This is a genomic window from Mucilaginibacter sp. cycad4 (assembly GCF_034263275.1).
In the GTDB taxonomy this organism is placed as follows: domain Bacteria; phylum Bacteroidota; class Bacteroidia; order Sphingobacteriales; family Sphingobacteriaceae; genus Mucilaginibacter.
On the sequence record NZ_CP139559.1, the window covers coordinates 4,803,476 to 4,823,669 of the forward strand.

General features: G+C 41.9%; 20 protein-coding genes and 1 pseudogene. 20 read left to right on the forward strand and 1 reads right to left on the reverse strand.

The annotated features are described in order from the left end of the window. Positions 1 to 82: 82 nt before the first annotated feature. The 20 genes and pseudogenes from SNE26_RS19335 (at position 83) to SNE26_RS19430 (ending at position 18,831) form a co-directional block, all read left to right on the forward strand. Positions 83 to 2,455: a ribonucleoside-diphosphate reductase subunit alpha gene (locus tag SNE26_RS19335; protein WP_321555545.1), complete on the forward strand. Its 2,373-nt coding sequence runs from the start codon at positions 83 to 85 to the stop codon at positions 2,453 to 2,455. Positions 2,456 to 2,639: 184 nt separating this feature from the next. Next, complete coding sequence (locus tag SNE26_RS19340; protein WP_321555546.1) at positions 2,640 to 2,843, forward strand: cysteine-rich CWC family protein; 204 nt, start codon at positions 2,640 to 2,642, stop codon at positions 2,841 to 2,843. A 124-nt stretch (positions 2,844 to 2,967) separates the two neighbouring features. Further along, positions 2,968 to 3,918, forward strand: a complete 951-nt coding sequence (locus SNE26_RS19345; protein WP_321555547.1) for an acyltransferase — start codon at positions 2,968 to 2,970, stop codon at positions 3,916 to 3,918. A gap of 89 nt (positions 3,919 to 4,007) precedes the next feature. Continuing rightward, the gene (locus SNE26_RS19350) at positions 4,008 to 4,190 is read left to right on the forward strand and encodes a hypothetical protein (protein WP_321555548.1); all 183 of its coding nucleotides are present in this window, start codon (positions 4,008 to 4,010) and stop codon (positions 4,188 to 4,190) included. Positions 4,191 to 4,435: 245 nt separating this feature from the next. Beyond that, positions 4,436 to 5,131: a hypothetical protein gene (locus tag SNE26_RS19355; protein ID WP_321555549.1), complete on the forward strand. Its 696-nt coding sequence runs from the start codon at positions 4,436 to 4,438 to the stop codon at positions 5,129 to 5,131. Between the two features lie 473 nt (positions 5,132 to 5,604). Further along, positions 5,605 to 6,018, forward strand: a complete 414-nt coding sequence (gene rpsL, locus SNE26_RS19360) for a 30S ribosomal protein S12 (RefSeq protein ID WP_073405808.1) — start codon at positions 5,605 to 5,607, stop codon at positions 6,016 to 6,018. Between the two features lie 19 nt (positions 6,019 to 6,037). Next, complete coding sequence (rpsG, locus tag SNE26_RS19365; protein ID WP_321555550.1) at positions 6,038 to 6,505, forward strand: 30S ribosomal protein S7; 468 nt, start codon at positions 6,038 to 6,040, stop codon at positions 6,503 to 6,505. 177 nt (positions 6,506 to 6,682) lie between these two features. Next, positions 6,683 to 8,794, forward strand: coding sequence for an elongation factor G (fusA, locus tag SNE26_RS19370; protein WP_321555551.1), 2,112 nt, complete (start codon positions 6,683 to 6,685; stop codon positions 8,792 to 8,794). Between the two features lie 183 nt (positions 8,795 to 8,977). Then, positions 8,978 to 9,283 (forward strand): 30S ribosomal protein S10, encoded by a 306-nt coding sequence (rpsJ, locus tag SNE26_RS19375; protein WP_022830652.1) that lies wholly within the window; start codon positions 8,978 to 8,980, stop codon positions 9,281 to 9,283. 346 nt (positions 9,284 to 9,629) lie between these two features. Further along, positions 9,630 to 9,983, forward strand: coding sequence for a YciI family protein (locus tag SNE26_RS19380; protein WP_321555552.1), 354 nt, complete (start codon positions 9,630 to 9,632; stop codon positions 9,981 to 9,983). A gap of 146 nt (positions 9,984 to 10,129) precedes the next feature. After that, complete coding sequence (locus SNE26_RS19385) at positions 10,130 to 11,356, forward strand: sigma-70 family RNA polymerase sigma factor (protein WP_321555553.1); 1,227 nt, start codon at positions 10,130 to 10,132, stop codon at positions 11,354 to 11,356. Between the two features lie 168 nt (positions 11,357 to 11,524). After that, the gene (locus SNE26_RS19390; protein WP_321555554.1) at positions 11,525 to 11,995 is read left to right on the forward strand and encodes a YHS domain-containing (seleno)protein; all 471 of its coding nucleotides are present in this window, start codon (positions 11,525 to 11,527) and stop codon (positions 11,993 to 11,995) included. A gap of 44 nt (positions 11,996 to 12,039) precedes the next feature. Further along, the gene (locus SNE26_RS19395) at positions 12,040 to 12,483 is read left to right on the forward strand and encodes a YHS domain-containing (seleno)protein (protein WP_321555555.1); all 444 of its coding nucleotides are present in this window, start codon (positions 12,040 to 12,042) and stop codon (positions 12,481 to 12,483) included. 167 nt (positions 12,484 to 12,650) lie between these two features. Beyond that, positions 12,651 to 13,744 (forward strand): annotated as a pseudogene (locus SNE26_RS19400) (ISAs1 family transposase). A gap of 80 nt (positions 13,745 to 13,824) precedes the next feature. Continuing rightward, entirely contained in the window at positions 13,825 to 14,505 is a 681-nt protein-coding gene (locus tag SNE26_RS19405; protein ID WP_321555556.1) for a phosphopantothenoylcysteine decarboxylase, read from the forward strand. A 26-nt stretch (positions 14,506 to 14,531) separates the two neighbouring features. Continuing rightward, positions 14,532 to 14,930, forward strand: coding sequence for a DoxX family protein (locus SNE26_RS19410; protein WP_321555557.1), 399 nt, complete (start codon positions 14,532 to 14,534; stop codon positions 14,928 to 14,930). 33 nt (positions 14,931 to 14,963) lie between these two features. Next, complete coding sequence (locus tag SNE26_RS19415; RefSeq protein WP_321555558.1) at positions 14,964 to 15,464, forward strand: hypothetical protein; 501 nt, start codon at positions 14,964 to 14,966, stop codon at positions 15,462 to 15,464. Then, positions 15,452 to 17,233, forward strand: coding sequence for an NRDE family protein (locus SNE26_RS19420; protein ID WP_321555559.1), 1,782 nt, complete (start codon positions 15,452 to 15,454; stop codon positions 17,231 to 17,233). The genes SNE26_RS19415 and SNE26_RS19420 overlap by 13 nt, the downstream gene beginning before the upstream one ends. Beyond that, a complete protein-coding gene (locus tag SNE26_RS19425; RefSeq protein ID WP_321555560.1) occupies positions 17,230 to 18,330 on the forward strand; it encodes a thioredoxin family protein in 1,101 nt (366 codons plus the stop codon). Before SNE26_RS19420 ends, SNE26_RS19425 begins: the two co-directional genes overlap by 4 nt. 93 nt (positions 18,331 to 18,423) lie before the next feature. Beyond that, on the forward strand, positions 18,424 to 18,831 hold the full coding sequence (locus SNE26_RS19430) for a DUF6855 family protein (protein ID WP_321555561.1): 408 nt from the start codon (positions 18,424 to 18,426) through the stop codon (positions 18,829 to 18,831). 69 nt (positions 18,832 to 18,900) lie between these two features. Here SNE26_RS19430 and SNE26_RS19435 read toward each other — a convergent pair whose 3' ends face one another. After that, entirely contained in the window at positions 18,901 to 20,133 is a 1,233-nt protein-coding gene (locus SNE26_RS19435; RefSeq protein WP_321555562.1) for a serpin family protein, read from the reverse strand. Positions 20,134 to 20,194 lie beyond the last annotated feature (61 nt).

Sequence of the window (20,194 nt, forward strand, 5' to 3'; positions counted from 1 at the left end):
AATCAAGGTTCAGAAAATAATCAAATCACTATAATATTAACTAAAAAAGCTTCGCTTTTAACGGGGCAAAAGGAGGGGCAAAATGTTCGTAATAAAAAGAGACGGTAGAAGAGAGTCCGTAAAATTTGACAAGATCACCGCGCGTATTGAAAAACTGTGCTACGGGTTTCAATTAGTTGACCCTATTGATGTAGCTAAAAAGGTAATTGAAGGTTTATTTGACGGCGTAACCACCTCCGAGCTGGATAACCTCGCCGCCGAAACTGCCGCTTCATTAACCACCAAGCACCCTGATTATGCTTTGCTTGCATCGCGCATTGCGGTATCAAACCTGCACAAAAACACCATCAAGTCGTTTTCTGAAACCATGCGCCTCCTGCATGAATATGTTGACAAGAAAACGGGTAAAGATGCATCGCTTATTGCCGATGATGTGTGGGAAGTGATCCAGGAAAATGCTGAACTGCTTGACAGCACCATCATTTATGACCGCGACTTTGGTTTTGATTACTTCGGCTTTAAAACCCTTGAAAAATCATACCTGTTAAAAATAGACGGCAAAATTGCCGAGCGTCCTCAGCACCTGTTCATGCGTGTATCGGTAGGGATCCACAAGCACGATATTGAAAGCGCTATCAAAACTTACCACTTAATGAGCGAGCGCTGGTTTACACATGCTACACCAACCTTGTTTAATGCAGGCACACCAAAACCACAAATGTCATCATGCTTCCTGTTAACCATGAAGGATGACAGCATTGAGGGTATCTATGATACATTAAAACAAACTGCTAAAATTTCGCAAAGCGCAGGCGGTATCGGCTTAAGCATCCACAATGTGAGAGCTACAGGCTCATACATCAGCGGCACTAATGGCACCAGCAATGGTATCATTCCAATGCTGCGCGTATTTAATGATACTGCACGTTATGTTGACCAGGGCGGTGGTAAACGTAAAGGCGCTTTCGCTGTTTATTTAGAGCCATGGCATGCCGATATCTTTGAATTCCTTGATCTGCGTAAAAACCATGGTAAGGAAGAGATGCGTGCCCGCGATTTGTTCTATGCCCTTTGGGTATCTGACCTGTTCATGCAGCGTGTTGAAGCCAATGAAGACTGGAGCTTATTCTGTCCGCATGAAGCACCCGGCCTGGCCGATTGCTGGGGTAAGGAATTTGAAGAACTTTACACCAAATACGAAAAAGAAGGCCGTCAGCGCCGCGTGGTAAAAGCACAGGAATTGTGGTTTGCAGTATTAGATGCACAGGTTGAAACCGGTACGCCATACTTATTATATAAGGATGCTGCCAATGGTAAATCAAACCAGCAAAACCTGGGTACCATTAAAAGCTCAAACCTCTGCACCGAGATCATTGAGTATACCGACGCAAACGAAGTAGCTGTTTGTAACCTGGCATCATTAGCATTGCCGCGTTACATCAACAACGGCACGTTTGATCATGATAAACTATATGAAGTAACTTACCAGGCCACCATCAACCTTAACCGGATCATTGACGGTAACTACTACCCGGTTAAAGAAGCTGAATACTCAAACTTACGTCACCGCCCTATCGGTTTAGGTGTGCAAGGTTTGGCTGATACTTTCATCCAGTTGCGTATGCCGTTTGAAAGCGAAGAAGCTAAAAAACTGAACATCGAGATCTTTGAAACCATCTACTTTGCAGCAATGACAGCTTCAAAAGATATGGCCATTAAAGATGGTGCTTATGAAACATTCAAGGGCTCACCATTGTCGCAAGGTAAATTCCAATTCGACCTTTGGGGAGTAAAACCAGAAAGCGGTCGCTGGGATTGGGAAAACCTGCGTTTAGATGTAATGAACCATGGCGTACGTAACTCCTTATTAGTTGCGCCTATGCCAACTGCTTCAACATCGCAGATCCTGGGTAACAACGAGTGCTTTGAGCCATATACATCAAACATTTACACCCGCCGTGTATTAAGCGGTGAGTTCATCGTGGTAAATAAATACCTGCTGCGCGATCTGGTTAACCTTGGCCTTTGGAGCACCAGCATGAAAGATAAGATCATCAGCGCTAACGGTTCAATCCAGGAGATCCCTGAGATCCCTGCTGATATCAAAGCATTGTACAAAACTGTTTGGGAGATCAAAATGCGCAGTATTATTGATATGGCTGCCGACAGGGGTGCATACATTTGCCAGTCGCAATCATTAAACCTGTTCATCAACTCGCCAAATGCTTCAAAACTTACTTCAATGCATTTCTACGCTTGGAAAAAAGGCCTAAAAACAGGTATGTACTACCTGCGTACACAAGCAGCATCGCAAGCGGTTAAATTTACGGTTGAAAACCAGGGGGGTAAAAACATGGATCCGGTTATCCCGGCCGTTGTTGATGCCGTTGCCGACGAAATTCCGGCAGGCCCAACCTGTTCAATGGAAGAAGGCTGCGTGACTTGCTCTGCTTAAGTCGGAAGTCCGTAAGTCGGTAAGATAATTTTTAGAGCCCTTAAACTTCGGTTTATGGGCTTTTTCGTTTTTAGTGGGATTTCGTTGACATTCAATTTGTGTTTAATTGATATTTTTGACTATCGGCTTTTGCAGCTCCATCTTTCGGACTTGCGGACATGCCGGCTTCCGGACTTAAAAACAAATGACCAAACACGAAATCATCCGTTGCGAACGCTGCCAGGTTCCTTTTGAATGTAAAGCCAATTCATTCACCAAATGCCAGTGCAGTACCGTGCAGCTTACTATTAACGAAGTGCAGCATGTAAGTGAACTGTATGAGGGGTGTTTGTGTGCTAATTGTTTGCTTATCATTCAGCAGGAGTATAGGGAAACTATCAATATATAATAACCAAAACCGTTAACGGGATAGCATATTAAATTTATTATTGCCATCAAAGCCAAACTTTCCCATTTGTTTTTCAATATAATTTCCCCCTTTTATTACAAAAATATTTATCAGATATTCGGGAGTGTTTAAATATCAGGGGAAGATAGAAAGTATTGTTTTATTACGGGGATTAGCTGCATTAGGTGTATGCGGTACTCATTATTACATAATGAATACTGAAACATATAGTCCACTTGTTAAACAGCTGTTCATGAGCGGGCAACTCGGTGTTTCGATATTTTTTGTGATATCCGGTTTTGTTCTTCCTTATTCATTAAGTAAGCTCAATTACACCCTTTCCGGGTTTCCGCACTTCATCTTAAAAAGGTTATTCAGGATTGAGCCCCCTTATTGGGCAACTATTGCCCTGCTTTTCATATTAGGTATTGTGCCCTGGCAAAGCTTTAACATCAAACAATTTGCGGTAAATATATTTCATATTGCTGCGTTGTTTAAAGATTACAGCTGGTATTCGCCCATCTTTTGGACTTTAGCAATTGAATTTCAATATTACATTTTGTTGGGCCTGTTCTTTTCGTTATTAACGCGCTGCAAGCCTGCAGTTTCCATCCTGATAGTTTGCGGCATAAGTATAATATGTATGTTCGCCAGACTAAATGTACGTAATTTGGTATTTACGTATTGGTATGATTTTGCAGCAGGCTATATTGGATTCATGTGTGTGATCGGTAAAATCAGGCTGCAAACCACAGTAATCTATCTTACAGCTTTTTGCGCCATTGTTGTTTGGCAAGTTTCTATCATAACCGGTATACTGCCGTTTGCTACTACACTAATTATCCTTTTATTTAATAAAAAGCCCTACAGGCCCTTGCTGTTTTTGGGTAATATCTCCTACTCATTATACCTCACTCATACAATAACTATATTTTTCTTTTTGAAATTTGCCAAAGCTCATTTATCAAATCCGGTAGTCCTTTTCGGCCTTACCATATCAGCCTGTGTATGTTTTGCTGCTTTATTTTATACCATAATTGAGAAACCTATTCTCAATTATTCAAAAAAAATGTAATAAGTAACCCCAATTAATCCTTTTCTATTTAAATCAGTCATATATGTGTACATCTTCAATATAGATGATGCATTAAAGATTTTTACACCATGAAAAGGAAATTTGTTGCTTTGGCACTATTAATATCAGCAGTAGTATCCGTAACCTCAGGTTGCGTGGTACGTGAAGGATACGGCCACCACCACAGGTACCGTAACGGATATAACAACGGTTATAATAATGGTTACCATAACGGTGACGACCACGGTCATTATCGCGACCGCGGCTATTAATTTAAGTTTTCTATAAGTAGTTTTAGTGAGTGATGAAAGAGGGCGCCGGATTTTAACGGTGCTCTTTTTGCTTGATCATCCCCAGCATTCATTTCGATATTTTATTTCGAAAGATTTGGTTATACACAACAAAAACAAATTAAATATTACATTATACAATAATAACAGAACTTTATTTTGATTAAATTTGGTTTGTATAAATCTTTTTTCCTAAGTTTGAGTCATACATCATAAACCTGTTAAAAATGACCGGCCTGAAAAAAATCTTCAACTATAATAAATGGCAGATAGCATTTATTGCAGTATTTACCTTAACAAACAGTATTGCTCTTAAACCAATTAACGCCGCTCCGGCCAAACATGTCATGGCCATCACCGCTGAAATTCCGCTTAAAGCTTTTGAGGGTATTTATCAGCAAAAAGAAAATGAGTTCAGGGTTTACAAAGTAGTTACTGATGGCGATAAATTAGTTGCACAACAGCTGGGGGGAGATCAAAAACTAACTTTAACCCGCAAATCAGATCTTGAGTTTGAGTTCTTAGATGATGACGGAGATGAAAAGATCCCGGTTGTATTTTCAAAAAATGAGGCTGGTGAAATAGCCCAGATCACTTTAGGCGGCAGGCAAATATGGACAAAGATCAAAAGCTATACCCCTCCTAAAGAAATACAGCTGCAACCCGAGCAAATAAAAGTTTTAGCAGGCAAATACCAATCAGACGAAAGGGCTGATCTTTTTCTGACCATCACCGCTATACCCGATGGTTTAACGCTTAAGCAATCATGGGATGGCAAGGAGATCAATTTTAAGCCTCTATCAGATGTGCTGTTTTTAAATCAAGCCTTTGGCTTTCCCTTAAAATTCACTAAAGATGCAAGCGGCAACCCCGTCAAAGTACTGGCTTTTAACCGCGATACCTGGAACAAGGTAAAAGAATAAGTTCCCTGATTAAATAATTATATAAAGTATTACGGGCCGGCCCGCTGTTTCCTAAACCAGGTCACATCGGTAACCGGCCCTTTTTATTACGTAAATACCTGCAATAGGGATGGAAGTGGATACCGGCCAATGAGCGCTAAGCCTGCAGGCGTATGAACGTACAGCCCGGGCCGAAGGCATTGCCCCCATTAGTGATTGGAGGTTGGAGATTAAAGGTTAGTTTGTTTTTGTCTGAACTCGAATTAAACAAATTATTAGAATTTATTGAATTTACTTTATATTCTGCTAATTCCTCCATTCCATAAATTCAAGTTCAGACAGTTCCCCTCACTAAAAACAAATTTTTAATCATCACACCCTCAACTTCTTCCCCTCAAAAAAACTTTCACACAACTACTTGAAAATCAAAAATAATGTTCGTACTTTTGCAGTCCCGAAATGCGGGATAAAATTATTAGACAAAAAAGCAAGAAATGCCTACTATTCAGCAATTAGTTAGAAAAGGTAGAGTAGCTCTGGTTGACAAGAGTAAGTCACCAGCGTTGGACAGCTGTCCACAGCGAAGAGGCGTGTGCACCCGTGTGTACACCACTACCCCTAAAAAACCAAACTCAGCAATGCGTAAAGTTGCCCGTGTGCGCTTAACCAACGGAAAAGAAGTAAACGCTTACATCCCAGGTGAAGGTCACAACTTACAGGAGCACTCTATCGTTTTGATCCGCGGTGGTCGTGTTAAAGACTTACCAGGTGTACGTTACCACATCATCCGTGGTGCACTGGATACATCAGGTGTAGCCGGCCGTAACCAGCGTCGTTCAAAATATGGTACCAAACGTCCTAAACCAGGTCAGGTAGCAGCAGCGCCAACAAAAGGTAAAAAGAAATAATTAAGGAGGATAGAAAGCAATGAGAAAGTCAAAACCAAAAAAGAGAATTATCCTTCCTGATCCAAAGTTCAATGATACTTTGGTAACAAGGTTTGTAAACAACATGATGTATGATGGTAAAAAATCTACCGCATACGCTATATTTTACAACGCCGTTGATATTGTTGAGAAAAAAACAAGCGAAAACGGTTTAGAAACCTGGAAAAAAGCTTTAAACAACGTAATGCCTGCTGTTGAAGTAAAAAGCCGCCGTGTAGGTGGTGCTAACTTCCAGGTACCTACCGAGGTTCGTCCTGAGCGTAAGGTAGCTTTAGGTATGAAATGGTTGATCAGCTATGCCCGTCGTCGTGGTGAAAAAACCATGATGGAAAAATTAGCCGGTGAAATCATTTCTGCTGCAAAAGGCGAAGGTGCTGCTGTTAAGAAGAAAGAAGATACGCACAAAATGGCTGAAGCCAACAAAGCGTTCTCACACTTTAGATTCTAATTAGCGAATTATTGAATTAGTGAATTATTGATTAGGTAACATTATGCTAATCAGTAATTCATTATTTCGCCAATTCATCTGGTAAAAATCAGTGATACTAATAAAAGTGAGTTATCAATTAACTCTCATAATTCATTGAAATCACTAATTCAATAATTCAATAACTCAATAATTAACATGTCAAGAGATCTAAGATATACAAGAAACATAGGTATTGCCGCACACATTGATGCTGGTAAAACTACCACTACCGAGCGTATCCTTTACTATGCTGGTGTAAGCCACAAAATTGGTGAAGTACACGAAGGTGCCGCAACTATGGACTGGATGGCGCAGGAGCAGGAACGTGGTATTACCATCACCTCTGCTGCTACTACCGTTAACTGGAAATACAGGGGCCACAACTATCATATGAACATCATTGATACCCCGGGTCACGTGGACTTTACCGTAGAGGTAAACCGTTCATTACGTGTACTTGACGGTTTGGTGTTCCTTTTCAGCGCGGTTGACGGTGTTGAGCCTCAATCTGAAACAAACTGGAGACTTGCTAACAACTATAACGTTGCCCGTATCGGTTTCGTTAATAAGATGGACCGTTCTGGTGCCGATTTCTTAAACGTTGTTAAACAGGTTAAAAGCATGTTGGGCAGCAACGCTGTTCCGCTTCAGTTACCTATCGGTGCCGAAGAACACTTTAAAGGTGTTGTTGACCTGATCAACTGGAGAGGTATCGTTTGGAATGAGCATGATAAAGGTATGACCTTTACTGAAGTGCCTATCCCTGATGATATGCTTGAAGAAGCTACCGAGTGGAGAGAGAAATTATTGGAATCAGTAGCTGAGTATGACGAAAGCCTGATGGAAAAATTCTTTGATGCTCCTGAAACTATCACTGAGCGTGAAGTGCTTGACGCTTTACGTAAAGCAGTTTTGGACGCTAAGATCGTTCCTATGGTTTGCGGTTCATCATTCAAAAACAAAGGTGTACAAACCATGCTTGACTATGTGATGGAATTATTGCCATCACCTATGGATGTTGAAGGTATTGTTGGTACTAACCCTGATACAGGCGAAGAGATTTTACGTAAACCGGATGTTAAAGAGCCATTTGCAGCTTTAGCATTTAAAATTGCAACCGATCCGTTCGTAGGTCGTTTGTGCTTTATCCGTGTTTACTCAGGTAACCTTGAAGCCGGTTCATACGTTCACAACATGCGTTCAGATAACAAAGAGCGTATCTCTCGTATCTTCCAGATGCATGCTAACAAGCAAAACCCTATCCCTAACGTAGGTGCAGGTGATATTGCTGCGGTAGTAGGCTTTAAAGATATCAAAACAGGTGATACCCTTTGCGACGAGAAACACCCGATCATCCTGGAGTCAATGAACTTCCCTGAACCGGTTATCGGCTTAGCGATTGAGCCTAAAACTCAGGCCGACGTTGATAAATTAGGTATGGCTTTAGGTAAATTAGCCGAAGAGGATCCAACCTTCCGTGTAAACTCTGACGAAGAAACCGGCCAGACTGTAATTTCAGGTATGGGTGAGCTTCACTTAGATATCATCATGGACCGCTTAAAACGTGAGTTTAAAGTTGAGGTTAACCAGGGTGCTCCACAAGTAGCTTACAAAGAATCTATCACAGGTACTATCCAACATCGCGAAACATATAAGAAACAAACCGGTGGCCGTGGTAAATTTGCTGATATCCAGGTTATTCTTTCACCTAACGATGAAGGTAAAGAAGGCTTACAGTTTGTGAATGAAATTAGCGGTGGTTCAATCCCTCGTGAGTTTATCCCATCTGTACAAAAAGGCTTCGAAGCTTCAATGGTAAATGGTGTATTGGCCGGCTATCCGTTAACAAGCTTAAAAGTACGTTTAATTGATGGTTCATTCCACGCAGTCGATTCGGACGCGCTATCTTTCGAGTTAGCTGCTAAGATGGCTTACCGTGAGGCATTGCCAAAATGTAAACCGGTATTACTTGAGCCGATCATGAAAATCGAGATCCTTACCCCTGAAGAAAACATGGGTGATGTAATCGGTGACATGAACCGTCGTCGTGGCCAGCTTTTAGGTATGGATTCACGTGCCGGTGCACAGGTTATTAAAGCAACTGTACCACTTTCAGAAATGTTTGGTTATGTAACCCAGTTACGTACTATCACTTCTGGCCGTGCTACTTCAACCATGGAGTTTGATCACTATGCTGAAGCACCACGCAACGTACAGGACGAAGTAGTAGCTAAAGCAAAAGGCAAAAAAGCTGCTCAAAACGCGTAATTTAATTTGAAGATTCGGTGATTTGAAATTTTGAAGATGCTTTTTTTTAATTTTCAGATCTTCAAATTACCAAATTTTCAAATACAACAATAATCGGTCATCCTAATAAATAGCTCTTAGGGTGATTAAAATCAAATCGGTGAAATCATCTTAATCGATGAAATCACAAAAACAAAAATCAAGATGAGCCAAAGAATCAGGATCAAATTAAAATCTTACGATTACAACCTGGTAGATAAATCTGCTGAGAAAATCGTAAAAACAGTAAAGCCAACTGGCGCTGTAGTTAGCGGACCACTTCCGTTACCAACCGAAAAGAAAATCTTCACCGTATTACGTTCACCACACGTAAACAAAAAAGCACGTGAGCAATTCCAACTTTGCTCATACAAGCGCTTATTAGACATTTACAGCTCTAACTCAAAAACTGTAGATGCACTGATGAAGCTTGAATTGCCAAGCGGTGTTGAGGTTGAGATCAAAGTTTGATAGACGACCGGCCCACTGAAAGGTGTGGGATCAAAAAATAAAAAGACCATTTGCGTAAGCGATGGTCTTTTTTGGTTTATAAAATTTTACCATTGTGGATTTTGGAAAGGATTGCTAAAAGTCAGATAGATATTGCCGAAGGGCGAACCATTAGTTTTGAAGAATTTAAAAAGCGATTATCCATATCACATAAACTTTCTGATTTTTGAAATTACCCGGTTCAGAAAAATTTCAAAATCGAACATCTCAAATTCGAAATAAATATTCCCGCCCTGTCCTATTCTCCCATTCTCATTTGATATAGAGGTGTAATTCATATATTTATTAACCTTTAAAATTTAAAAAGATGGACGAATTCGTTTTAATTTTCAGGCACGAGGATGGCAATAAAATAGCTTCTCCCGAACAGATCCAAATTTGGATGAAACAAACTATGGACTGGATTGGCGGCATTGCCGCCCAAAATAAATTTGTTAGCGGTACCGGTCTGCCCTTTGCCGATGCCAAAATAGTAGGCCACGGCGGCGTAGTTACCAACGGCCCCTTCGGCGAGATCAAAGAAACGATAGGCGGTTTCTTCACTGTAAAAGCCGAATCGGTTGAAGAAGCTGTGGAGTTTGCCAAAGGCTGCCCTGTTTTGCAGGGTGATGGTAATACCGTTGAGGTACGGAAAGTTGCAAAGAACGATGGCGTGCATTAAGGATAAATGCCATTCATAACATCATTGCCATTGAGCGAAAGTGTGGTGATCGCATGCGTGCCTGGCCACCCTGTAGTATGCGGTTGCCACGCTTCGCTTACAACGATGGACCTATTTGAGAGCCTACGCTCAAAATTTGAAAACCTATGCAAAACCCCGAAATCATCCCCCACCTATTTCGCACCGAATATCGTAAAATAGTGTCGGTGCTATGCCGCCGCTTTGGGTTTGATCAGATGGAAACTGCCGAGGATATTGCCAGCGACACTTTCCTCACTGCAGCTCAGGCCTGGAGTTATAAAGGCATTCCGCCTAACCCAACCGCCTGGCTTTATAACGTAGCCAAAAACAGGGCAAAAAACCATTTACAGCGCAATACCATTTTTGAAAGCAAGGTATCCCCGGAAATACGAACCGCGGAGACCTATGAACCGGAAATCGACCTTTCGCCCCAAAATATCACCGACAGCCAGCTGCAGATGATGTTTGCCATTTGCCATCCTGCCATCCCACCCGAGGCACAGATCGGGCTTTCATTACGCATCCTTTGCGGTTTCGGAATTGATGAAGTGGCTGAAGCTTTCCTTACCAATAAAGAAACCATTAACAAACGCCTGTTCAGGGCTAAGGAAAAGATCCGCAACGAAAAAATAAAAATCGAAATGCTCGGTCCGGCTGAAATTGATAACCGGCTCGAAAACGTGCTTACTACTATTTACCTGCTGTTTAGCGAGGGCTATTATTCGGTTAGTGATAACCAAATTTTGCGTAAAGATCTTTGCTTTGAGGCCATGCGCCTTTGCCATATGCTTATTGAAAACGAAGGCACCAACAAACCGCCGGTTAATGCATTGCTTTCGCTCATGTATTTTCATTCCTCGAGGTTTAAGGCCCGCACAGATCAAAACGGCGGGTTAATTTTATATGACGATCAGGATACAAACCTTTGGAACTATGACCTGATAGCCAAAGGTGCCTTTTATTTAAACCTTGCCACAACCGGCACTCAATTATCAAAATACCACATTGAAGCCAGTATAGCCTACTGGCATACCCAAAAAGCCGATTCCAAACAAAAATGGGAAAACATACTGCAGCTTTATAACCGCCTGCTGCAAGTAGCATACTCACCTGTAGCAGCACTCAACCGCACCTTTGCGCTTGCCAAAGCCAACAGCCCCGAAGAAGCCATTATTGAAGCCGAAAAATTAAAACTCACCGGCAACCAGTTTTACTACACCCTGCTTGGCGAACTATACACCGGCATTGACAATGAACAGGCAAAACTCAACTTTGAGAAAGCACTAACGCTGATAAAAACACCTGCCGATACTGCCATTATACAAAGTAAAATAGACAAACTTCAGAGCTAACATCAGCCAATACCCGAAAAAACAGCTGGCAAACAACAAGTTATATTCGTTCTGCCTCTCTTATAAATTCCATTCGCCCCCCGGTTAATATTTTTTCTGATTCGCTGTAAGGTTTGATGATCTATCCCGACAAAGGAGGAAAAATCAAACATCAAGTTTAACACAATCATGAAAAAATTATTCAATTTATTATTAGTCATTGTATTTGTTGTAAGTATCGCTTCGGCACAAAGCCAGACAAACGTTCGCAAAAAACACTTCAATTTAGATAAAACGGGCTTGGCTATTGAAGGCTACGACCCGGTTGCCTACTTCACCCAGCAAAAAGCCGTTGAGGGCAAAAAAGAGATCTCCCTTACTAACGATGGCGTTACTTATTACTTCGCGTCCACGCAGGATAGGGATCTGTTTAAAGCTAACCCCGCCAAATATGAACCGCAATACGGCGGCTGGTGTGCTTATGCTATGGGCGCTACCGGCCAAAAGGTAGAGATAGACCCCGGAACTTTCAAACTTGTTGATGGTAAACTGTACGTGTTTTACAATAAGTTTTTTAATAACACCAAAAAATCATGGAACAAGGACGAGGCCAATCTGAAAGCCAAAGCCGATGCCAACTGGGTTAAAATAATCCGCTGATCAGTCTTCAATAATCAATTATAAACCAATCTAAAACCATAAAAATGAAACGTTTCTTAATTATCGCGGTACTTGCATTTGTTACCGCAGTTCAGGCCTATGCCCAGCAATCAGAAATATTTGCCCCCGGTGGTAAGGCTATTAAAGGCTATGACCCGGTTGCCTTTTTCACAGAATCAAAACCGGTAAAAGGCTCAGATAAATTTCAATATAAATGGAAAGATGCTACCTGGTTTTTTTCCAGTAATGAAAACCTCGAAGCTTTTAAAGCCGACCCTGAAAAGTATGCCCCCCAGTATGGCGGTTACTGCGCTTATGGTACCTCACAAGGACACAAAGCCCCAACCCAAACTGATACCTGGACTGTATTGAACGACAAGCTTTATTTCAACTACAACGATAAGGTGAAAGAACTGTGGACCAAAGACCAGGCAAACCTCATTAAAACGGCTGATGAGAAATGGCCTGAAGTAAAGGGACAAAAGTAAAAGATAAAAAACTCCCCTCTTGAGAGGGGCGCGGAAGCCAAAGAGCGGTAGCAGGGGTGTGTTATGCAAGCGACAAAAACGCAAGTGAACAAACACCCCGCCCCTCCCAAGAGCAGGGCTGTTGCATTCTAAATATTATAAGTTAACTTGAGGTCAAAAAAGTTAGGATGGATAAGAGCATATTAGCGTATTTATCAGAGTTACCGGATATAAGGCGAAAGGCAGGCCAGCGACATGACCAGACTTTCATTCTGTTGCTTGTGTTAATGAGTACAATGAGCGGTTATCATGGCTATCGTTCGATGGGTGATTTTATAAAGCGGAATGAAGTCGATCTTTTGGCCTTCTTTCAGCCTAATAAAGCCCGCCTTCCAAGCTTTTATACTATAAGACGTGTAATACAAGATTTAGACTTTAACAGCTTAAATGAGAGTTTCCATAAATGGGCCAGTCAGCATATTGATTTGTCTAAAAATGAATGGCTACATATAGATGGTAAGGCAATGAAAGGGACGATGAGCGATTATTCCCTTGACAAACAACGATTTGTAAGCCTGGTAAGCCTGTATAGTAGCAGGAGTAATCAAGTCGTTGGCCATGGTTTAGTTGACAACTCAAAACAAAGTGAAATCTCTGTAGTTCAGCAGCTTATTTCCAGTTTAGGATTACAGGGGGTAACGTTTACACTTGACGCATTACATTGTCAAAAAAAACGGTAGAGGCTATTATTGATACAGATAACAATTATATAATAGGTGTGAAGAAGAATCAAAAGAACCTTTACAAAAAGATCGAAACCATTACATCGGACGAGGCAATGGTTTGTAGTAAGTTTGTTGAGTTGTTGAAAAACAAAGGGCGAATAGAACGTAGAACGGTTTGGGTGTACCCGGGAACAGAGGAAATCAGTAACACATGGGCTGGGGTAAGCCAACTTATTAAAGTGCATCGCTGGGTAAAAGAAAAAGGACGTATCCGGGAAGAATACGCCTTTTTCATCAGTAGCTTAATCGGTAATGCGCAAACATTCTGCCATGGTATTAAAAGCCATTGGAGTATAGAAAACAGTCTTCATTGGGTAAAGGACGTGACATTTAACGAAGACGCTTCACGAATTAGAACATCCAATGCGCCTGAAAATACTTCTGTGTTCAGAAACATAGTTATTAATGTATTTAGAATAAATGATTACCCAAACCTTGCACAAGCGCAAAGGCTTGTTTGCAACGATATCAACAGGTTAAAACAACTATTAAATTAGAATGCAACAGCCCTGCTCCCAAGAGGGGAATCTCACAAAGCCCATGCTTCCACGGAAAAAAAAATCACCACCGTAACCAAATGAAAACTCCAAACAAACCTATAGTACTGATCACCGCCGGCCCCACCCGCGAAGCCATTGATCCGGTACGTTTCATCAGCAACCATTCGTCGGGCAAAATGGGTTATGCCATTGCCGGGGCTTTTTTAGATCAGGGCTTTGAGGTGATTTTAGTTTCCGGGCCGGTAAACATCAGTTTATCTCACAGCTGCCTCAGAGTTATCCATGTTAACTCGGCTGATGAAATGTATGCGGCCTGTCAACAATATTTCCATGTAGCTCAAATTACAATCTTCGCCGCAGCAGTGGCCGACTATAAACCGGCACAGGTACACGCTCAAAAAATGAAAAAGTCGGCCCATGAGTTTAACCTGCCAATGGTTAAAAATGTCGATATCGCCTTTGAGTTTGGGAAGATCAAGCGTAATGATCAGGTATCAATCGGCTTCGCCCTTGAAACTAACGATGAGGAGCAAAACGCCCTCAAAAAACTCTACAGTAAAAATCTCGATTTGGTGGTGCTCAATTCTGTACAGGACGAAGGCGCAACATTTGGGCATGATACCAACAAGATCACCATCATTAACCGCGATTTCCTGTTCCAGGCCTATCCGCTTAAAAGCAAAGCAGAGGTGGCCAGGGATATTGTTATGGCGGCCATTCAATTGAGGCAAAAACAGGAGATCCCGATACAAGCATAATTTCAGAACACACACCACTCAATATCATGACTTACACACAATTTAATATACTGGTTTGGGCGCTGCGCCTTGCAGCAGCAATCATCATGCTGCAAACCTTGTTTTTCAAATTCACCGCCGCGCCCGAGTCGGTTTACATATTTACCAAACTGGGTATGGAGCCCTGGGGCAGGATTGGCATTGGCAGCATGGAACTGGTAGCCGCCATACTGATCATTATCCCCCGCACTACCGGCATAGGCGCCTTGATAGCTGTTGGTCTGATGGCCGGCGCTATATTTTTTCATCTTACCAAACTGGGCATCGTAGTACAGGAGGATGGCGGTCAGCTTTTTATACTGGCAACTATTGTGTTTACAACATCAGCCATACTACTTTACATTTTCAGGAAAGAGGTTTTAAACCTTATCCCTTTTCTTCATTAATAAAATCAAAAACCACTGCTAATAATTAGCATTATGCAATTGAAAGAACCTATCTCCAATCTGTTGGAGCAACTACAATATGTAATTGACGAATTAAGTCCTTTACAATACACCCAACCGGTAAAGCTGCTGTCGCAATCAAGTATCGGCCAGCACACCCGTCATATTCTTGAGTTTTTTATTGAGCTGAATAAAGGTTACGAAACCGGCATGGTTGATTATGATAAACGCATCCGCAATAAAGCCATTGAAGCTGATAGAGATTTCGCTATCACAACCATTCGCCAGGTGGAGGCAAACATTCAAAAGCCAGATAAAGAATTAATACTGCAAGCCGAATACGGCGAAAGCGAAGCACATTCGGCACAGGTATTTTCAAATTACTACCGCGAACTGGTTTACAACCTGGAACATACCGTTCATCATATGGCCCTGATCCGTATTGGGGTAAACGCCATATCTGATGTAGTTATTCCTGATGAATTTGGTGTCGCCGCGTCAACACTTAAGTACCGTAAGGCATGTGCACAGTAACCTATATCCCCACAAAAACCGGGTTCCAGCTTACCTCCAACCGCGATGAAAATGTTAACCGGGGCCAGGCCATAGCACCCCGTAAGTACCAAAATGGCAATTACACGCTGCTGTATCCTAAAGATGCCGACCGTAATGGCAGCTGGATAGCCACAAAAAACAATGGCGATACCGTTGTTCTGCTAAACGGTGCCTTTGTAAAACATAAGGCCATGCCGCTCTATAAAACAAGCCGTGGCCTGGTTTTGATGGATATCATCAATGCCGAAGATCCATACCTTTTTTATAAAAGCTATCTACTTCAAGGTGTTGAACCTTTCACTATAGTGCTTTACAGCTTTGGTAAGCTACATGAGTGCCGATGGGATGGTGAGCGAAAACACATCAGCTTGTTGGATGGCAAGGAAGCACATATCTGGTCGTCGGTTACTTTGTATGATGAAATAGCGGCTGCCAAACGTATTAATTGGTTTAATAACTGGCATAAATCGGCCAATCGGGATACGGTGGAAGAGATCATGCACTTTCACCATTATGCAGGCGAAGGTGATGATAACGATGCATTGGTAATAAACCGGGGGGGTAAAATGAAAACGGTAAGCGTTACCAACATCAACGTCAGTCCGCAAAACATCACCATGACTTATCATGATTTGAGGGATGGCAATGAATATGTGCATGATCTTGCTATAGAAGCTAATAACAATAAGCCTGTTGCATTGCCGCGCTTTTTTGGTTTAAGAAGATTTTTAATCAGGCTTTTCAACTGGGAATACTGGTCGCTCAATATGTTTTACGCACCTATCATGTTTTATTGGTTTTGGTTGAGTTTTAAGGCGCGTTCGTTTTTCTTTTTCAGCACGGCCAACCCGCTGATTGAAAATGGTGGTTTTACGTTGGAAAGCAAAGCCAATATCTATAACCTCATCCCTCAACAATATTATCCAAAAACCATCCTCTTTAAAACAGGAACAGATTTCGGGCAGATCAAATCGGTCATAGAAGATAAAAATTTCGGCTTCCCCTTAATTGCCAAACCGGATATTGGTGGCAGGGGCGTACAGGTTAAACTTGTACATAACGAAGCCGAATTACTGGAATACACCCAACAGATCAGGGTTGATTTCCTGGTGCAGGAATATATTAACTACAAAAGCGAAGTGGGAATATTTTACTGCCGCTTGCCCGGCGAAGCCAGAGGCCATGTAACCGGTATAGTTGGCAAAGAGTTTTTGACCCTTACCGGCAATGGCAAACATACCATGATGGAGCTTATTGTTAAAGAACCCCGCTACCTGCTGCAATTGCCGGTATTGATAAACGCCTATGGTGATAAACTGAAACAGGTTTTGCCTATTGGCCAATCAAAAACGCTGGTGCCTTATGGTAACCATGCCCGGGGTGCTAAATTCATTGACCTTAGCCACCTTATTACCGATGAATTGACGGAGGCGATAGATGACATATGCCGCCAGGTCCCGGGGTTTTATTTTGGCCGGCTGGATGTAATGTATAACACATGGGCTGAGCTAAGCCGGGGCGAAAATCTATCCATCATAGAACTGAACGGTGCCGGCAGCGAACCAACCCATATTTACGATCCCAAACATTCTATATTCTTCGCCTGGTACGAGATCATCAGGCATTGGAAGCTCCTTTATCGCGTAAGCAAACTTAATAAACAACACAAAGGCATTAATTATATGACTTATAAACAGGGCGTCACCATGCTTAAAAATAACACCGAATACTTAAAACTGGTATCATGAGCATGTTGAAGCAGTTAAAACTATTTTGGGTAGCATTCAGCATTAGCTTTGTTGGGGCGCTGCCCATTGGTATATTAAATACCAACGTGGCTAACTTTGCCCTCAACGGTGATTTTGCCGGGGCTGCCTGGTTTGGCTTTGCTGCTATTTTAGTTGAGGTAGTGATCGTTCGGATAGCCCTGGTAGCGATTGAGCATCTTGTTCGTTTAAAAAAGCTGTTCAAAATATTAAGTATAGTATTTTGCATCGTTATATTGATGCTGGCTTATAAAACCCTCGAGGCAGCGTTCCGCATGCGTAATTTCCAGGATGTGCTGCCTTTTGCAGGGATCCACCCTTTTTATTCGGGCTTATTGCTAAGCCTGCTTAACCCGCTTCATTTACCCTTTTGGATGGGCTGGACAGCCGTTTTAAAAAGCCGCAAAGTGTTAAACAACGACGCCGCCGCTTACAACATTTTTATCGTAGCCATCAGTACCGGCACGTTGTTGTCATTTACTATTTATGCCCTTACAGGTAATTACCTGATGGACATACTTAAAACGCAGCATAACCTCATCAACTGGGTATTGGGATTAACCCTATTAATGACGGGCCTGGTGCAGGCCTATAAACTCATTGCAGCACAAATGCAGTTAAATAAAAATCAAATGAAAAAATCAGCTCAAATATTATTGGTGTTTTTGGTTACCTTGGTAATTAGCCTCGCATCATGTACCCCCAGGTACAAACCAAGACTTAGCTCCCAACAGGGTATCAATTTTAAAACTATTTCGCTTGCAGATGCGCAGGCATTGGCCAAAGCCGAAAACAAACCACTGTTTGTATTTGCTCATGCATCATGGTGCCCAACCTGTAAACAAATGGAGCAGGAAGTATTGATTAAACAGGAATTAGGTGAGGCTTATAACCCAAATGTAGTTAATGTGGCTATTGATATAGATAGCAGGGACGGTAAAAAGTTAAAGGAGCAATATCCCATTAGGGCCACCCCAACCCTGTTCTTTTTTTATGCCGATGGTTCGCCTGCTAAAAAGCTGGAAGGATTTACTACTGCCGATGTTTTGTTGGCGGAAGAGGAAGAATTGAAAAAGTAAAGCATACAAGCCGATTGACTCATCTCAAATTCAAGTGCGTAGTATTTATTAACATACAAAACCTTAATTTGCAATATAAACTTCAATTGCGATATGGAAAACAATATCGGAACAAAAGAAAACCCGATGGCATTGAAAACGCCACCATTAACTTCAGACTATACCATGCATCTGGATACCAAAGATGGTAAGCCCATATTGGTATGTACCGTTGGCAAAACGGTACTTCACTATGATTATCGCTGCCTGGCAGATCTGCATGCTATGTTAACCGCCCACGGTGATTGGATGGAACTTGGTAGTGCCGACGAGCAAAAACCCGCCAAGGAAGGCACAGTTGAGGCCTGGGGCCGTTCGGAAACAAATCCGGTTGGCGGTTGGTATGGATTAAAGAAAGGTCTGCGCGGCAGGTTTGCCATGTATGTTCCGCCCCTGATGGAGGCTTTAGGCATGGTTGAATTAACTCACGAGGCTAAAGGCAATAAAGTAAAGGCCAAATAAAAAGCGGGAGTACATGCTCCCGCTTTTTATTTTATATAGCTTGAATCCATCAGATTATATTTTATAATACTATTCGCTTTTGGTCGGGTCATTCACTATCCCTGCAAATAGTATCAGCCCTGTTTTCATTTCTCTTATGGCAAAAATGAAAGGTTTATTAAAAACATGGGTAGGAGCCGCCGCCGTAGTACCCACACCAACAGATGTTACTGCCGCAGCTTCGGTGCCATCTTCATTTACGTCAATATAAGCTTTATGTTTTACTTCACTAATACTAAGGCCGCCTGCTGCGTTAATCCGGGTAAAATCGGCCATATCACTAAACGCTATACTCATACCTAATGATTTTAAAATATCATTCAGCGTAACATCATAACTAAATTTAAACTTTGGCATGGTAATGTCCGATTTATCGGCGGTGAGCTTACCCAACAGTAAATTCCATTTAGTTGAATCAAGGCCAAGGACAAAGGTTTTTATGTCCTCATCAGGCATCATCAATATCATGCTGTATTTACTGTTGCTGTAAGGCAGTTCAACTACATTTGTTCCATTATAATACATGCTTTTAAGCTCAGCATGGTTATTGGTCATAAAATCAGCTTGTACAGTGCCACCATTTGACAGGTGAAATGGCGCCTTGAAGGTTTGCTTCGCATCAAAGCGGGTTTTCCATGTACTTTTAAAGTAAATGGCATTGATGAGGTACATCCGGGCCCCATCCGAAATTTTATCGATGATCTTTGGGATCTTGCTGTTAGTTTGCTGGCTTACCCAACCGTTAATGGTATTTAACGATGCCGATTCATTGCTAAAATTGAGGGCTTTCACATCGGCATTATAAAAATCGGCATTGGTTTTCAGGAATGCCGGCAGCACTGTAAAATTATCGGCGTACCAAATGGAATTGGCTATTTTAAATGTAGTATTCGGATCGAGATCGGGGAGATTTGTGATGAGATTATGATAGTAACTGTTAACCTGGTCTTCTGTAAAACTGCTAAACTCCATTGTTTTGCGGATATCTGTAAGGGTTTGCCCGCTGGCGCCGTTACTGGTCATGCCAATTGCAAAACTTACACTTAATGGTGAAATGATGAGGTTTTTATCAGCAGCAAGGCTATTTACATTAGCGTTGAACAGCTTTAAGGTAAAAGCATTACCCGGCCCAACCTGTTGTTGTTCGGTTGCGGAAAGCACCAGGTCCTTACCCGGGTCCTTGTTAACCGGGCTTACACCTCCCTTTTTACAGGCGGTTATTGCTAAAATTCCAAGGCAAAGTAAGGTCAATTTGCGCATCATAGCTGATAGGTTTATTATTATATTACGGTTTGTAAATCACTTACGCTACAGCACGTTAAAA

Bases quoted from the DNA above. Each gene is read 5' to 3' on its own strand.
- SNE26_RS19335 (WP_321555545.1), top strand. From the start codon at position 83: ATGTTCGTAATAAAAAGAGACGGTAGAAGAGAGTCCGTAAAATTTGAC.
- SNE26_RS19340 (WP_321555546.1), top strand. From the start codon at position 2,640: ATGACCAAACACGAAATCATCCGTTGCGAACGCTGCCAGGTTCCTTTT.
- SNE26_RS19350 (WP_321555548.1), top strand. From the start codon at position 4,008: ATGAAAAGGAAATTTGTTGCTTTGGCACTATTAATATCAGCAGTAGTA.
- SNE26_RS19355 (WP_321555549.1), top strand. From the start codon at position 4,436: ATGACCGGCCTGAAAAAAATCTTCAACTATAATAAATGGCAGATAGCA.
- rpsL (WP_073405808.1), top strand. From the start codon at position 5,605: ATGCCTACTATTCAGCAATTAGTTAGAAAAGGTAGAGTAGCTCTGGTT.
- rpsG (WP_321555550.1), top strand. From the start codon at position 6,038: ATGAGAAAGTCAAAACCAAAAAAGAGAATTATCCTTCCTGATCCAAAG.
- fusA (WP_321555551.1), top strand. From the start codon at position 6,683: ATGTCAAGAGATCTAAGATATACAAGAAACATAGGTATTGCCGCACAC.
- rpsJ (WP_022830652.1), top strand. From the start codon at position 8,978: ATGAGCCAAAGAATCAGGATCAAATTAAAATCTTACGATTACAACCTG.
- SNE26_RS19380 (WP_321555552.1), top strand. From the start codon at position 9,630: ATGGACGAATTCGTTTTAATTTTCAGGCACGAGGATGGCAATAAAATA.
- SNE26_RS19385 (WP_321555553.1), top strand. From the start codon at position 10,130: ATGCAAAACCCCGAAATCATCCCCCACCTATTTCGCACCGAATATCGT.
- SNE26_RS19390 (WP_321555554.1), top strand. From the start codon at position 11,525: ATGAAAAAATTATTCAATTTATTATTAGTCATTGTATTTGTTGTAAGT.
- SNE26_RS19395 (WP_321555555.1), top strand. From the start codon at position 12,040: ATGAAACGTTTCTTAATTATCGCGGTACTTGCATTTGTTACCGCAGTT.
- SNE26_RS19405 (WP_321555556.1), top strand. From the start codon at position 13,825: ATGAAAACTCCAAACAAACCTATAGTACTGATCACCGCCGGCCCCACC.
- SNE26_RS19410 (WP_321555557.1), top strand. From the start codon at position 14,532: ATGACTTACACACAATTTAATATACTGGTTTGGGCGCTGCGCCTTGCA.
- SNE26_RS19415 (WP_321555558.1), top strand. From the start codon at position 14,964: ATGCAATTGAAAGAACCTATCTCCAATCTGTTGGAGCAACTACAATAT.
- SNE26_RS19420 (WP_321555559.1), top strand. From the start codon at position 15,452: ATGTGCACAGTAACCTATATCCCCACAAAAACCGGGTTCCAGCTTACC.
- SNE26_RS19425 (WP_321555560.1), top strand. From the start codon at position 17,230: ATGAGCATGTTGAAGCAGTTAAAACTATTTTGGGTAGCATTCAGCATT.
- SNE26_RS19430 (WP_321555561.1), top strand. From the start codon at position 18,424: ATGGAAAACAATATCGGAACAAAAGAAAACCCGATGGCATTGAAAACG.
- SNE26_RS19435 (WP_321555562.1), bottom strand. From the start codon at position 20,133: ATGATGCGCAAATTGACCTTACTTTGCCTTGGAATTTTAGCAATAACC.